Here is a 14970-nt window from a genome sequence, read left to right on the forward strand (position 1 = left end):
GGTGTGATATGAGTTCAAAATCAAACATAAATAAAATTAGTAACAATATTGGAATCAAAAGATGTATTATTATCGATGGTAATATTGCTGATAATTTTCAAGCTAAAACAGGAGAATATACTTTTTTAAAAGAAGTTATTCGAGAAGAATTTGTTCAGAAAAACTATGATGATGTTTTTTATTGAAATAATATTGATGGTTTAACTGGGGGCGAAGTTGATAATTTAGTTTTATTAAAAGAAGATGAAAAAAACACAACTCAAAAACAAGGTGAAACTTATGACTTAGGTGACTTTGGAATAGAAAAAGAGAAAAAAACAGAAGAAAAAATATTTAAAAGTTTAGCCGAATTTTTAGCTGTAGTTAATATGAATATGTTAGAAAATAAAGATAAAAAAATTGGTTTTATAATAGATGTTTCGGATTATTTATTTTCAAATGAACAAAGTTTAGCTGAAGATGAAAGAGTTAATTTATTAGCTTTAACAAAAACTTTACGTGATTTTAAATTTGATGAAACAAGAACGCGTAACTTGGAATCTACAATAATTTTAATTACTAAAAATATTAGTAAACTACCAACAAGTTTATATGTTGGTAATCCAGATGTTACTTCAGTTACACTTACAAATCCTGATCGTGATGAACGAAAAGCCTTTTTACTAAAGAATGGTCATTATTTAAACGTGACAGATGATTTTAAAAATAATCCTTTTATATTTCAAGAAATAAACGATCGTTTTGAAGGTTGAAGTTTAAAAGAAATGTATCATTTTATCAAATTCACACAAATTCAATCTAATATTGACATTAAAAATCGCACATTTAATTCATTAATAAATTTATATTTACATGGAGATAATATATCACCTTGAGAAATACTAGATAAAAATCGCTTGTCAAAACTTGAAGAAGAATTAAAATCACGTGTTATAGGCCAAGATAATGCTATTAAAAAAGTTAAAAATGTTATTTATAAAGCTTTTACTGGTTTATCAGGTATTCATCACTCAAAAAATAAATCAAAACCAAAAGGTAGTTTATTTTTTGTAGGTCCAACCGGTGTTGGTAAAACAGAACTTGCAAAAGCTCTTGCTAAATTTTTATTTGGTGATGAAAAAAATTGCATTAGATTTGATATGTCTGAATACAGCCAAGAGGCAAGTGATCAAAAATTAATTGGAGCTCCTCCTGGTTATGTAGGTTTTGAAGAGGGTGGACAGTTAACGAATGCTGTTAAAGAAAAGCCATTTTCAGTATTGTTATTTGATGAAATTGAAAAAGCTCATCCAAGAATTTTAGATAAATTTTTACAAATATTAGAAGATGGACGTTTAACTGATAATAAAGGTCAAACTGTTAACTTTTCTGAAACTTTTATCATTTTTACATCAAACATTGGGGCTGGTCAGGTAAGTGAAAAACTTTCTTCAGACCAAATATACAATGAATTCATTTATGCTGTGGAAGATCACTTTCGTAATCAATTAAATCGACCTGAATTACTTGGTAGAATTGGTAACAACATTGTTCCTTTTAATTTTATTGCAGATGATAATTTAAAAGTAAAATTAATAGCTTTAAAATTAAAACCAATAATTGAAGTTATTGAAGAAAAATATGATGTTAAATTAAACTTAAATTTATCAAATAAAGAAAAAACTAAAAACTTATTCATAACTATTTTAAAATCGGTTGATATTAAAAAAGGTGGACGAGATATTTTAAACTCAATTGAACAACATATTATGGATCCTTTAAGTTTATTTGTTTTTGAAAATTCAGAAAAATTTACAAAAGGAGGGGTTATTAATTTTGAAATGCAAGCAAATGGTCAAGCGATTATTTCATATAATTAATAATATACACTATGGAAAATAATTTAATAAATTACAATAAGTTTGTTTCATCAACAAATATTGAAGGGCCCGGAAATCGTTTTGCTATATGATTACAAGGGTGTGTAATCAATTGTTTTGGTTGTAGTAATCAAGAAATGATTCCTTTAATTAAAAAGACTGTTAGACCGGTTTCAGAGCTTTTTAAGGCTATAGTTGATGCTAAGGAACGTTTTAATATTGAAGGAATAACAGTTTTAGGGGGAGAACCATTAATTCAACCTAAAGCACTAGAAGAATTATTGTTTTTATGCAAATCAATTGGACTAACAACAATCGTTTTTTCAGGATATTTATATGAAAATATTAAAGAGAAATATCCTAAAATAATTGAAAGTTTAGATATCTTAATTGATGGGCCATTTATGATCAATAAACTAGATAAATCGCGTCGACTAGTAGGGTCTACTAACCAGCGTATTTGAAAACTATCTGATGTTTATGAGAATAACCCTTATTTTGAACAAAGCACAATTGAAGGGGAGTTTAGTATAGAAGATAATGTTGTTAGCATTAATGGAGATGGGGCGCACCTTTATCCAGAAAATAACAATTTAATAAAAATGTGAGAAGAACATAAAAAAAACAATAAAAAGTAATTTATTGTTTTTTTTATTTAATTTTTAAGAAATTAGTGTTTTATGAATTGCTTCTAAGTCTTGGTTTTCTTCAACTTTTTTACCTAAAATAAAACCACCTTTATCAAGATATTTTGGAATAATATGCAAATGCAAGTGAAAGACAACTTGACCTGCTGGAGCTTTTTCATTAATTAAAAAGTTAATTCCATCAGCTTTAAACTTATCATAAATCTTGTTACTTACTTTTTTAGCAGCTCTCAACATTTTACTTATATCATTGTCATTTCCATCACTTAAAGCACTAGAATGTGTTTTTGGGATTATTAATGTATGTCCGGTTGAAACAGGGCTAATATCTAAAAAACCTAAAACATTATCATCTTCATACACTACTTTACTTGGAATTTCTTTATTAATTATTTTACAAAATAAACAATCCATATTTTCTCCTTTATTTGATATATATTAATACTATTATAACTTATATTTAAAGCTTAAAACAAATAAAAAAAGGGAAATTGTTCCCTTTAAATAATTCATTTTATTATTTAATAACGCTAATATATAAACTTTAGCTATCTAATAATATTTTTTAACATACAATTCGGAATAGTATTATCTACTTCCACCCTTATTATACCAAAATTGTTAATATTTTCAAAATGCTAATTATTATTCATCGTCTGATTTAATGTAAGAAACTAAATCATCGTATAAAGATTGTGCAAATAAGTTTTCTAAGTTGTTTCCAAAGGCACTTGAATATAATCTACTTTTAGCTGACATAACTAAATCTTCATGACCTGATGAGAAAGTTTTTTCAATTCATTTTAATAAATTATTTTTCATGTGTTTTTCAACACCACCAACTTGGTTTCCGTTTTCATCATATAAGACGTTACCATCTTTATCATAAACACCCATGTTTCCTTCTTTTTGTCTCAATCATTGAAGAGAATCATCTGAACGAGCGTCTGTTCATTGTTGGCCTAAATCTTCGGTAATTCCACCAGAACCCATGTATTTTAATGATAATTTATTAGAATCTGTTACTGGTTCTTGTTCATAGTTATAAAAGACATTACTCATTAAGTCAATCATGTAAATAGGTAATACGAATACTGATTTTCCACGACTACCAGATTGATCAGAGAAGATATATGCATCTTCGTTACTGTTTTCAGTAGCTTTTAATAATCCGGCTTTTTCAACACCAGCTAATTTATCTTTGTATTGTTCTCCACCTTCAAAGTTTGTAAAAATAGATTGATCTGATTTTTTAAATCCAACAAATCCTTTAAATCCACCAAGGTTAAAGATTGGATCTTTTCCTCCACCTGATTTATTAGGATTTGGTTCAGTACTGTTATAAACTTTAAAGATATCGTCTAAAGCATCATAAACAGCACTAGTAGGGTTAGTTAAATCTCCGTCAGTTGCGTGTGTTGCTTTTGCATTAATATCTTTGTAAACTGGAGCTAATTTATCTTTTAGTTCAGTTTTTGGTAAATCAACTTCTCAAACCATTTTAACGTTAGTTTTTCATAAATCAGCACTTGTTGTTTCTCAAGACTGAGCATTATTAAAGAAAATACCAGTTTTATTAATTGCTAATTGTTGTTTATCTTCAAGTTTAATTCTTTTAACTTGGTTCATTCTTAGGTTTGTTGTAACAATTAGGTTATCTAAAACCTCAGTCATAACTTCATGTTTGTAAAACTCATCAAATCTTGTTCTTAAAGCTATTTTTTGTTGTTCACTTGTTAAAAGTTCATAATCTTTATAAACAGATGATGTTTGATTAGATTTAATTTCAAATACACTTCCAGTTTCTTTTAGTTCTTTTTTAGATTTATTGTAAATATCTTCAAAGTTATAAGAATCTTTTAAATAATCTGATGTAACACCTGTAACATATCATCCTTCAGTTTGATAGTTTGGTGCATATCCAATTTTAGCAATTTCATTTTCTAATGATTGGTTTTTAGCTCTGCTTGCTTCATAACTTGTATATAAGTTATCACTTGCAATTGTATAAGCGTAGTTTTGCATTTGATTTTTAATTGCCTTTAAAAAGTCTTCGTTATTTATATCAGCACCAGTTAAACGGGCACGGTTAATTTCTTCTCTTGAATAATAATTGTCAGAAATTGCTGTATCGATTAACCTTAAAGCTAATGTTTTTAAATCTTCATTTGTAAAAATGTCATTAAAAGTATAGTTTACATAATCTGCATTTCCGTTAATTTCAGCAATAATTCATTTTTTAATTTCATCCGCGATACTAGGGGAAGTAAAACGTGAAAATTCTGCTGTACAAGCAACAACTGTAACAGCCGTTGAAGTTATAAAGGTTAAAGAACCTAAAATACTTAATAATTTTTTCATTTTAAATCTCCTTATAAATTATAGTCTGTAATTACATTTCAGAATCAAACTGAATTCTTTACATCACTTGTATCTGTTATTTGTTCTAATACTGCGTCAATATCAATTAATAATGGCATGTTTCATGCTTCTTCATATGCTGCGATTGTATCGTTTTCACTACTCATATTTTGTTGAAAGTTTGTAACACCATTGTTAGTAATGTAACTTTCAGCCGCTGATAATGTTTGAATGAATCATGTTGGTTCAGTCAATTCACCATCTTGGTTTTTAAATCCTAAAAATTGCTTAATTCAATCATCTTTTTGCAACATGTTTCCATAAAAGTTATCAAAGAACTTATATGTTCAGAATCACATTTCGTTATTTGTTCCAGAAGAACTATTGTTTAACACAGCATAATTATTAACAGCATCCATTACTTCTCACTTAGTTCTACTTGTACTTTGTGTATTTGCTTTTGATCTGTTAACTAAATATTGTAGATAACCAGTATTTTTGAACTGGGAATTAAGTTGTGAATCAGCTTTTACTTGATTTTCTTTATTTTTAGAATCTTTATAAAAGTTTTGGTGGAAACCTGTTGTATCAAATTGTCATTGATTGTTGTAATCTTTGATTTTATTTTGACTTGTTCCATCAATTTTTGATAATAAACCAGTTTCAGATCCATCAATGTGTAATACGTGTAAACCGTCAGTATCTACATAAACAATAACGCTATCTTTTCCACCACCAGGGATGTCTGAACCAAATTGATATTTTTTATAAAAGTTACTTCCAGTTGATCTATTAATTTCTGGGATAATTTTTTCAATTGATTGATCGCCTGGCATTGCTTCGCCAGTTTTACTTAAAGAATCATAAACATTCGCTTTTAAGATATTTGTATATCCACCAGATTCTTCTCCTTCACCACCACCAGAAGTTGAGTTAAGAGTTAACAACTCAGATTCAGTTGTTTTTGTTCCGTCAGCTTCATAGTAAATAGTTTCTCAGTTATTTGTACTGTTAAACTTTTTAATATCTTTATTAAACTTTGTTTGCATTGATTCTTCAAAATCATCCAAAGTAATTCCACCATCAAATGCTGTTGATGAATCTTTAAAGTTATAACTAATTTTAGAAATAGCTAATGGTTTTTCGTTTTTAAATCATGTTTCTAATGAATATTTTTGAAACATAGATAATTGATATTGTTGTTTATCAATTGAAGAATATTTAACTTTTTTTGTTTTTGCATCAATTTCAGGAGCTGCATAAAATTTATTAGAAGTTAAGAAAGCTTCAGCTGTTTCATAACCTTCAAGTTTTGTTGCTAAATTTTCTATACTCTTATCAATATCTAATGATGATAAATTATCAAAACCATTACCTCATTTATTTGCTTCTTCATAACTAAAAGCAAATCCACTAGCTAATTTTATACGACTATCTTGATTTCCTTTTCTTCATTCACTTGCTTCATTACCACTTTTAATGTGAGCAAAAAATTCACGTAAATAACCAGTAATTAATGAATTAGATGAAGAATCATAAGATCTCATGTTATCTCTAAGTAAAACATTTGTTAACAATGAAGTAGCGCTTGTTCCACCTTCATCTCCTGAAACCATAATGGCTGCTCTAAAATTATTTTCTTCAATTTTATATTTAGCATCTCCAGAAGCTCCAGTAACGTCTCCATAATTATTTTCTAATCATTCTTTATATTCGTCTTCTCATTTTTTACCATGAGCATCTTTAAATTCTTCTTTTTTACTATCAATTTTAGTATCAGTAATTCTTTTTAAATTATTTCATTCATTACTTAGTAAACTTTTTAAATCACGATAATCTGCAACATTTAGCAATGATGCTAATTTAGCTTCATCAACTTCTTCTAACATTTTGTCGCTGTTTGCTAAAATAGCAACGTTAAAAATTTGCAATATTTGAATTGCCATTTTTCTTCTAATTGGACCACTTCAATCTTCTGGGTTATTTGAAAACTCCCCAGAACCAATATCTACAAATGGCGTTGCTATTTGATTTCAAACGTCTGCAGAATCAATTTCTAATCCTTCACCAATTCCTGGCAGAAATGCTCAAACACTATTTCCTAGTGCATTTTCATGTTTATCTTCTTCAGTATCTTTAGCACAAGCTACAACTGTTGCAGCTGTTGTTCCAGTTATGATGATACTTCCTAAAATAGATAGAAGTTTTTTCATATTTTTTTGCTCCTTTTAATTATTAATTTAACCATATTTCATTTAGCAATACGGGACTATAATAACATTGTACAACAATTTATTTTATATTTATAACAATTTATATTGTTTTATTTATTATTTATATCTATTATTAAATGTTAAAATATTTATATTATGGAGGATATATGAAGAATAAAATAGAGATTATTAATTTACATGCTAGTGTTGAGGACGTGGAAATTTTAAAAGGAGTTAATCTTACAGTTAATGAAGGTGAAATTCATGCTTTAATGGGGCCAAATGGAAATGGAAAGTCAACATTGCTTTCTGTGATTATGGGACACCCAGATTACACAATTACAAAAGGGGATATAAAAGTAAATAATGAATCTATTTTAGAGTTGCCAACCGATGAAAGAAGTAAATTGGGAATCTTCTTTGCTATGCAAAACCCAGTTCAAATTCCAGGTGTTCAAAACCTTGATTTTTTAAGAGCTATAATAAATGCACATAGAGAAGAACCTGTTAAATTAGTTGAACTATATAATAGTGTTAATGTAGAAACAAGTAAATTAAAAATTGATTCAACAATGATTAAAAGGTATTTAAATACAGGTTTTTCTGGTGGAGAAAAAAAGAAAAATGAAATACTTCAAATGAATTTGTTAAATCCATGAATATCTTTAATTGATGAAATAGACTCAGGGTTAGATGTTGATGCTCTAAATATAGTTAGTAACGAAATAAACAATAAAATTAAAGATAATAAATTTTCAGCAATTATTGTTTCTCACTACGATCGACTTTTTAAAACTATTAAACCAACACATGCTCATGTAATAGTAGATGGTAAAATTGTTCATTCTGGTGGAATTGAAATTGTTACAAAAATTAATGACCAAGGATACGAGTGAATTTATCAAGGAATTGATAAAAAAGGTAAATAGTTATGAAAATATATGTAAAACAAGAAGACATAAAAAAAGTTAACTATTTAAATGGTAAGGAAAGCATTGATGTTATTTTTGAAGACATTAGCGATAACGAAACTGTTGTAAATTTTATCGATTTTAGTGAAGCTAATAAAATTAATTTTAATTTTAAAGAAAATCAAAATTTTAATTTAGTTAATATATTAACATCTAAAACAGAACAAAATTTAACTTTAAATTTTAACTTACAAACAAAAACAAATATTAATGCTTTTTTCCTAAATTTAAATGAGTCATCATCAACAATAAATCATAATTTAAATTTACTTGGTGCATTATCAAAAATTAATTATGTTGGTTCTTCTTTGTCTTTTGGCAAACAACTAAAAAAAGATATTATTTTATCTAGTCATAAAAATAAACGAACATTTAGTAATGTAAAAACATTTTCAATTGCCAAAGATTATTCTGTGCAAGAACTTTCTTGTACAAGTGCAATTGAACAAGGAATGAAAAAATCACAAGCGCATCAAGAGTTGCGATTATTAGTTTTTGACAAAACCGCAAAAGCTTATTCAGATCCAATTTTATTGATAAATGAAAACGATATTGAAGCTAGCCACGCTAATGCTGTTGGTAATATTGATAAAAATGAACTATTTTATTTAAATGCTAGAGGTTTAAATGATAATGAGGCTAAAAAACTTATTTGTATGGGTTATTTTAATGAAGTTCTAAACAGTATAAAGTTTAAAAACATTAAAGAAGAAATAATAAAAAATATTGAGAGGAAGTTATAACTATGAGTGTTAATTATAAAAAGGACTTTCCGTTTTTTAATAAAAACAAAAATTGAGTTTATTTAGATAGTGCAGCAACTTGTTTAAAGCCCAATGTTGTTATTGAAGCTGTATTAGATTACTACACCAATTATTCTACAAACCCTCATAATTTTGATAGTAAAATTGGTTATAAAACAAACTCTATTATTGAGGAAACTAGAACATTGACGCAAAAATTAATAAATGCTAAAAATGTCAAAGAAATAATATTTACTCCAGGTACAACTTTTTCTATTAATCAAATGGCGTTAGGTCTTGTTGATTTATTATCAGCAGATGATGAGATTGTTTTAACATATCATGAGCATGCTGCAAACATTCTACCTTGATATGAAATGGTAAAACAAAAAAAAGCTAACATAAAATACTTGGAATATAAAGACAATGAAATTGATATAAATAGCATTGAAAATGTTGTAAATAAAAACACTAAATTTGTATCAATTGCACATATTACTAATGTGTTTGGGTACCAAAATAATATTAAAAAGATAGTCAAAAAAATTAGGTCCATTTCTAAAGATATCATTATTGGAATTGATGCAGCTCAATCAGCTGGGCATGCAATTATTGATGTACAAGATTGAGATATTGATTTTTTAGTGTTTTCTGGTCATAAAATATATGGCCCAACAGGGATTGGTGTTTTGTGAGTAAAAGAAAACTTAATAACAAAAATAAAACCAATATTATTAGGTGGTAGCATGGGAAACAATGTTTGTGTAAATTCATTGTCATATGAAGCAAAGAATTTTCCTCACAACCTTGAAGGTGGAACACCAAATGTTGCTGGTATTTTCGGTTTAAATGCTGCTTTAAAATACATGATGAAAATTGGTGTGGAAAATATATATAAACATGAAAGTGAAATTAGAAACTATGCCATCAAAAAATTTGAAACAGTTTTAAAAGAAAAAGTAATAATTCACAATAAAAATGCTCATGGAACAACTTTGGTTTTTAGCATAAAAGGTGTAAACTCACATGATGCAACATCGCATTTAGGCCACATTAACAATATTGTAATGAGAAGTGGAGAGCATTGTGCTAAAATCTTGAAAAATCGTATTGGGGATGAAAAAATGATACGAGCTAGTTTTGCTTTATATTCTTCAAAAGAAGATGTAGATATATTGGTTGATGCAATTAAAAATGAGAACGACTATTTAGGAGACATTTTTTAATGAATTTTCAAGATCCGTTTTTTCAAAGGCAAATAATTATTGAACACTATGCAACACCAAACAATCAAGGATTGAAAAATGATAAAGATTACCAATTGGTTTATCAAAAATCAGATACTTGCATGGATAACTTTCAAATTGAACTAAAAGCTAAAGATAATATTATTCTAGATATTAACTTTGAAGGTCAAGGTTGTTCTATTTCAACAGCTTCATTAGACATTATGATAAATAGCATTGAAAACAAAAGTTTTGAAGAAGCTAACAAAATTATTGATGAGTATAAAAATATGTTGACCGAGAAGGAATATAATATTGACTTATTAAAAGAATTGTTGGTATTTCAAAATGTGTATAAACAACCACAAAGACTTAATTGTGCACAAATTGGAATTAATGGATTATTAAAATTAATAAATGGAGGAAATCTAAATGGATAAATTAAAACAAGATAAACAAATTAAAGAAATTTCTAAATACAAATACGGATTTACTGATGGTGATATTTCATTTTATAACTCTGGTAAAGGTATTTCTGAAAACGTTATAAAAGAAATTTCAAAATATAAAAAAGAACCTAAATGAATGTTAGATTTTCGTTTAGATTCTTTTAAAAATTTTAAAAAAATTCCAAATCCAAAATGAGGTCCAGACTTAAATTTTATAAATTTTGACGAATATACATATTTTGTAAAAGCAACAGACAAACAAGCAAAAACTTGAGATGACGTGCCAGATAAAATTAAAAACACTTTTGAAAGATTGGGTATCCCTCAAGCTGAAAGAGATTTTTTAGCAGGAATAAAAGCACAATATGATAGCATGCCAGTATACGGAAGTATGTTAGAAGAAGCAAAAAAACAAGGGGTTATATTTTTAGATTGTGATGAAGCTTTAAAACAATATCCTGAATTATTTAAAAAATATTTTGGGCAATTAGTTGAAAATAATGATAACAAATATGCAGCCCTTAATAGTGCTGTGTGATCTGGTGGTTCATTTATTTACGTACCTAAGGGTGTTAAATTAGATAAACCATTACAAGCTTATTTTAGAATGAACTTTAAAAATTCAGGCCAATTCGAAAGAACTTTAATCATTGTAGATGATGATGCTGACTTACACTACATTGAAGGTTGTACAGCTCCAGAATACAGTGAAGATTCTTTGCATGCAGCTGTTGTAGAAATATTTGTAGGTAAAAACGCTAAAATGAAGTACACAACTGTTCAAAATTGAAGTGATAATGTTTTAAACTTAGTTACAAAAAGAGCTATTGTTGAAGAAAATGGTTCTATGGAATGAATTGATGGAAATATTGGATCACGCGTTAACATGAAATATCCTTCTTGTATCTTGAAGGGTGATAGAAGTAAAGGGCAATGTATTTCAATTGCTGTAGCTAAAGAAAATGTATATCAAGATGCAGGTGCTAAAATGATTCATCTTGGTAAAGAAACATCTTCAAAAATAATTTCAAAATCTATGACATTTAATGGAGGAACTGTTAATTATCGAGGATTAGTTTATATTGGAGAAAACGCTGTTAATTCTAAAGCTAGAGTAGAGTGTGATACTTTAATTCTTGATGGTCAATCGCACTCTGATACAATACCTAAAAATAAAGTTTTAAATAATCAATCAAAAATTGAACATGAAGCAACTGTTTCAAAGGTTTCAGATGAACAAATGTTTTATTTAATGTCTCGTGGTTTATCAGAAGAACAAGCTATGGAAATAATTGTTATGGGATTTTTAGAACCATTTACAAGAGAATTACCAATGGAATATGCTATTGAACTAAATCAACTTATTAAATTAGACATGGAAGGTAGTGTTGGTTAAAAAAAATAAAACAATATAATGTTTTATTTTTTATTTATGTTAAAATAAGTGAGGCAATTTATTGCTTAAATGTGGTAGAAGAAATTCGTTTGACCACAGCGAGAAGGAGGATATACTCGTGGCTAAAATTACAAGAATAGCAAAATTAGAGTTTATGGCTGGAAAAGCTAAACCTGGTGCTGAATTAGCATCTTTAGGAATTAACATGCCGCAATTTTGTGTGCAATTTAACGATGCAACAAAAGAACGTGCAGGTGATGTAGTACCTGTTGTTATTACAGCTTTTGATGACAAAAGCTTTAAATTTGAATTAAAAACAACACCAGCAGCAATCATGCTTAAAAAAGCAGCTGGAATTGAAAAAGGTTCACAAAATGCTAAATTAGAAAAAGCAGGAAAAGTGACTGAAAAACAATTAAGAGAAATAGCAGAATATAAAATGCAAGACTTAAACGCAATTACAGTTGAAGGTGCAATGAAAATTATTGCAGGAACAGCTAAAAATATGGGAATAGAAGTTGAAAAAGGAGATAAGCAATAATGGCTAAATTTGGAAAAAAATATCAAGAAGTTGCAAAACTATTTGATAAAAATAAAACATATCAAATTACAGAAGCGCTTGACCTTGTTAAAAAAACTTCTACAACTAAATTTGATTCAACAGTGGAACTTTCATTTAATTTAAATGTAGATCCAAGACATGCAGACCAACAAATTCGTGGGGCTGTTGTTTTACCAAACGGAACTGGAAGAACTCAAAAAGTTTTAGTTTTAACTAACTCAAAAGATGCTGATGCAAAAGCTGCAAAAGCAGATTTCGTTGGTGGAAAAGACTTAATTGAAAAAATAAAAAAAGATAATTGATTTGACTTTGATGTTATTGTTGCAACACCAGATATCATGGGAGAATTAGGTAAAATTGGTAAAATTTTAGGACCAAAAGGTTTAATGCCTAACCCAAAAACTGGAACTGTTACAATGGACGTTAAAAAAGCAGTTGAAGATATTAAAAAAGGTAAAGTTGAATACCGTGTAGATAAAAATGGTAACATCCATGCTATTATTGGTAAATCATCATTTACTTCTAAAAAATTAGAAGAAAATTATAATGTAATTTTTGATGTTATTAGAAAAGCTAAACCAGCAGCTGTAAAAGGTCGTTATATGAAAAATGTTTCATTATCAACAACTATGGGTCCTGGTATTAAGGTTGAAATTGATATTTAAGAATTTTATAAAAAAAATAGATTAATGAATAGTTAATCTTTTTTTGTTTGATTATAAAATGATATAACGTTGTTAATAAAAATAAATGTTATAATCCAAATAAAGGGGAATAATAATGATTAATGAATTAAAAGGAATTGGGGCTAGTAAAGGGATTGCAATCGCTAAAGTTTTTCTTTTAAAAGAAGAAAAACTAGTTATTAATGAAGATAAAATAACTGATACAAAAGCAGAATTAGCACTCTTAGAAACTTCAATTGAAAAATCTNNAAAAAAAGATATAAATCAATTAAAAGAAATTGCTTTGGAAAAGTTAGGACCAGACAAAGCCGAAATTTTTGTAGCGCACGGACAAATATTGACAGATCCTGCTATGAAAACAGAAATTGTTAACTTAATAAATACAAAAAATATTAACGTAGCTAAAGCTGTCTTTGATGTTTTTGAAAAATATGCAATTATGTTTAGTCAAATGGATGATGAGTACTTTAAAGAACGTTCAGCTGATGTTCGCGATGTTTGTAATCGTTTAATTCACCATATTCAAGGATTAGATATTATTGATTTAGCAACAATTAACGAAGAAGTTGTGATTGTGGCTGAAGATTTAACACCATCACAAACTGCACAATTAAATCCAAAATTTGTTAAAGGATTTGCTTGTGATATGGGTGGAAGAACATCTCATGCTGCAATTATGGCTCGTAGTTTAGAAATTCCAGCAGTACTAGGTTTAAAAAATATTACTAAAAAAGTAAAACATAAAGATGATGTTATTATTGACGGAATTTCTGGAGAAATAATTATTAATCCAAATAAAAATTTAAAAACTTCTTGAGCAAAAAAACAAAAAGATTTTTATGAAAAACAAATTAAATTACGTGAATTTAAAAACAAACCAACAATTTCAAAAGATGGTTATGATAAATTTGTTTTAGAAGCTAACATTGGTTCTCCAAATGATGTGGAAAATGCATTAGAAAATGGAGCTGAGGGAATTGGTCTATTTAGAAGTGAATTCTTATACATGGATAACGATAACTTCCCAACAGAAAATGAACAATATGATGCTTATAGCAAAGTTATAAAAGCTATGGATAATAAAATGGTTGTTATTAGAACTTTGGATATTGGGGGAGATAAAAAACTATCTTATTTCAAATTCCCAGAAGAAATGAATCCATTTTTAGGATTTAGAGCGATTAGATTTTGTTTAGAACGTGAAGATATTTTTAGAACACAACTTAGAGCTTTATTAAGAGCATCTGTTCATGGTAAATTAGCAATCATGTTTCCAATGATTGCAACAATTGAAGAATTTTTACAAGCTAAGAAAATTTTAATGGAAGAAAAAGCAAACCTTATTGCAAAAAACATTAAAGTTAGTGATGACATTCAAGTTGGAATGATGATTGAAATTCCCTCAGCTGCAATTATGGCAAAACAATTTGCAAAACATGCTGATTTCTTTTCAATCGGAACAAATGATTTAATTCAATATACTTTCGCAGCAGATCGTATGAATGAACATGTAGCTTATTTATATCAACCATATAACCCAGCAATACTAAACTTAATCCAAAATGTTGTTGAGAGTGCTCACAGCGAAGGTAAATGAGTTGGTATGTGTGGAGAAATGGCTGGAGAAGAATTAGCAATTCCTTTATTAATGGGAATGAAGCTTGATTACTTTTCAATGTCAGCAACTAGTGTTTTAGAAGCTAGAAGTTTAATTAGTAATATTGATACTAAAGAAGCTGAAAAATTAGTAAAAACAGCTTTAACTTGTGCAACAAGCGATGAAGTTGTTAACCATGTTAAAGAATTAATTAACAAAATAAAAAAATAACAAACTAACAAACAACTAATAGGGGGAAC

The 14970-nt window shown here is 27.9% G+C and carries 13 protein-coding genes; 10 read left to right on the plus strand and 3 right to left on the minus strand.

Annotation, left to right across the window (positions count from 1 at the left end):
* Positions 1–8: 8 nt before the first annotated feature.
* Positions 9–1859, plus strand: coding sequence for an AAA family ATPase (locus tag NPX79_RS02760; protein WP_381414912.1), 1851 nt, complete (start codon positions 9–11; stop codon positions 1857–1859).
* A gap of 11 nt (positions 1860–1870) precedes the next feature.
* On the plus strand, positions 1871–2497 hold the full coding sequence (locus tag NPX79_RS02765; RefSeq protein WP_381414913.1) for a 4Fe-4S single cluster domain-containing protein: 627 nt from the start codon (positions 1871–1873) through the stop codon (positions 2495–2497).
* 24 nt (positions 2498–2521) lie between these two features.
* On the opposite strand, the gene NPX79_RS02770 is transcribed toward NPX79_RS02765, so the two are convergent.
* The 3 genes from NPX79_RS02770 to NPX79_RS02780 all read right to left on the minus strand — a co-directional run bounded on the left by NPX79_RS02770 (position 2522) and on the right by NPX79_RS02780 (position 7080).
* On the minus strand, positions 2522–2920 hold the full coding sequence (locus NPX79_RS02770) for an HIT family protein (protein WP_381414914.1): 399 nt from the start codon (positions 2918–2920) through the stop codon (positions 2522–2524).
* 231 nt (positions 2921–3151) lie between these two features.
* Positions 3152–4867, minus strand: a complete 1716-nt coding sequence (locus NPX79_RS02775) for a lipoprotein (RefSeq protein ID WP_381414915.1) — start codon at positions 4865–4867, stop codon at positions 3152–3154.
* Between the two features lie 11 nt (positions 4868–4878).
* Positions 4879–7080, minus strand: a complete 2202-nt coding sequence (locus NPX79_RS02780; protein WP_381414916.1) for a lipoprotein — start codon at positions 7078–7080, stop codon at positions 4879–4881.
* A 167-nt stretch (positions 7081–7247) separates the two neighbouring features.
* Between NPX79_RS02780 and sufC the strand changes: the two genes are divergently transcribed.
* The 8 genes from sufC (at position 7248) to ptsP (ending at position 14941) form a co-directional block, all read left to right on the plus strand.
* Positions 7248–8009: a Fe-S cluster assembly ATPase SufC gene (sufC, locus tag NPX79_RS02785; protein WP_381414917.1), complete on the plus strand. Its 762-nt coding sequence runs from the start codon at positions 7248–7250 to the stop codon at positions 8007–8009.
* A gap of 2 nt (positions 8010–8011) precedes the next feature.
* Complete coding sequence (locus tag NPX79_RS02790; protein WP_381414918.1) at positions 8012–8794, plus strand: SufD family Fe-S cluster assembly protein; 783 nt, start codon at positions 8012–8014, stop codon at positions 8792–8794.
* Between the two features lie 2 nt (positions 8795–8796).
* Entirely contained in the window at positions 8797–10020 is a 1224-nt protein-coding gene (locus NPX79_RS02795; protein ID WP_381414919.1) for an aminotransferase class V-fold PLP-dependent enzyme, read from the plus strand.
* Positions 10020–10460, plus strand: a complete 441-nt coding sequence (gene sufU / locus NPX79_RS02800; RefSeq protein WP_381414920.1) for a Fe-S cluster assembly sulfur transfer protein SufU — start codon at positions 10020–10022, stop codon at positions 10458–10460. The genes NPX79_RS02795 and sufU overlap by 1 nt, the downstream gene beginning before the upstream one ends.
* Positions 10453–11865 carry a Fe-S cluster assembly protein SufB gene (gene sufB / locus NPX79_RS02805; protein ID WP_381414921.1) on the plus strand — a complete coding sequence of 471 codons (1413 nt, stop codon included), beginning with the start codon at positions 10453–10455 and terminating at the stop codon, positions 11863–11865. The genes sufU and sufB overlap by 8 nt, the downstream gene beginning before the upstream one ends.
* Positions 11866–11983: 118 nt before the next feature.
* Positions 11984–12406: a 50S ribosomal protein L11 gene (rplK, locus tag NPX79_RS02810; protein ID WP_381414922.1), complete on the plus strand. Its 423-nt coding sequence runs from the start codon at positions 11984–11986 to the stop codon at positions 12404–12406.
* Positions 12406–13092, plus strand: coding sequence for a 50S ribosomal protein L1 (gene rplA, locus NPX79_RS02815; protein WP_381414923.1), 687 nt, complete (start codon positions 12406–12408; stop codon positions 13090–13092). The genes rplK and rplA overlap by 1 nt, the downstream gene beginning before the upstream one ends.
* Before the next feature lie 115 nt (positions 13093–13207).
* Complete coding sequence (gene ptsP / locus NPX79_RS02820; RefSeq protein WP_381414924.1) at positions 13208–14941, plus strand: phosphoenolpyruvate--protein phosphotransferase; 1734 nt, start codon at positions 13208–13210, stop codon at positions 14939–14941.
* The last annotated feature ends 29 nt before the right edge of the window (positions 14942–14970 follow it).

Origin of the sequence: Spiroplasma endosymbiont of Anurida maritima (genome assembly GCF_042465095.1) — a bacterium.
Lineage (GTDB): Bacteria > Bacillota_I > Bacilli_A > Mycoplasmatales > Mycoplasmataceae.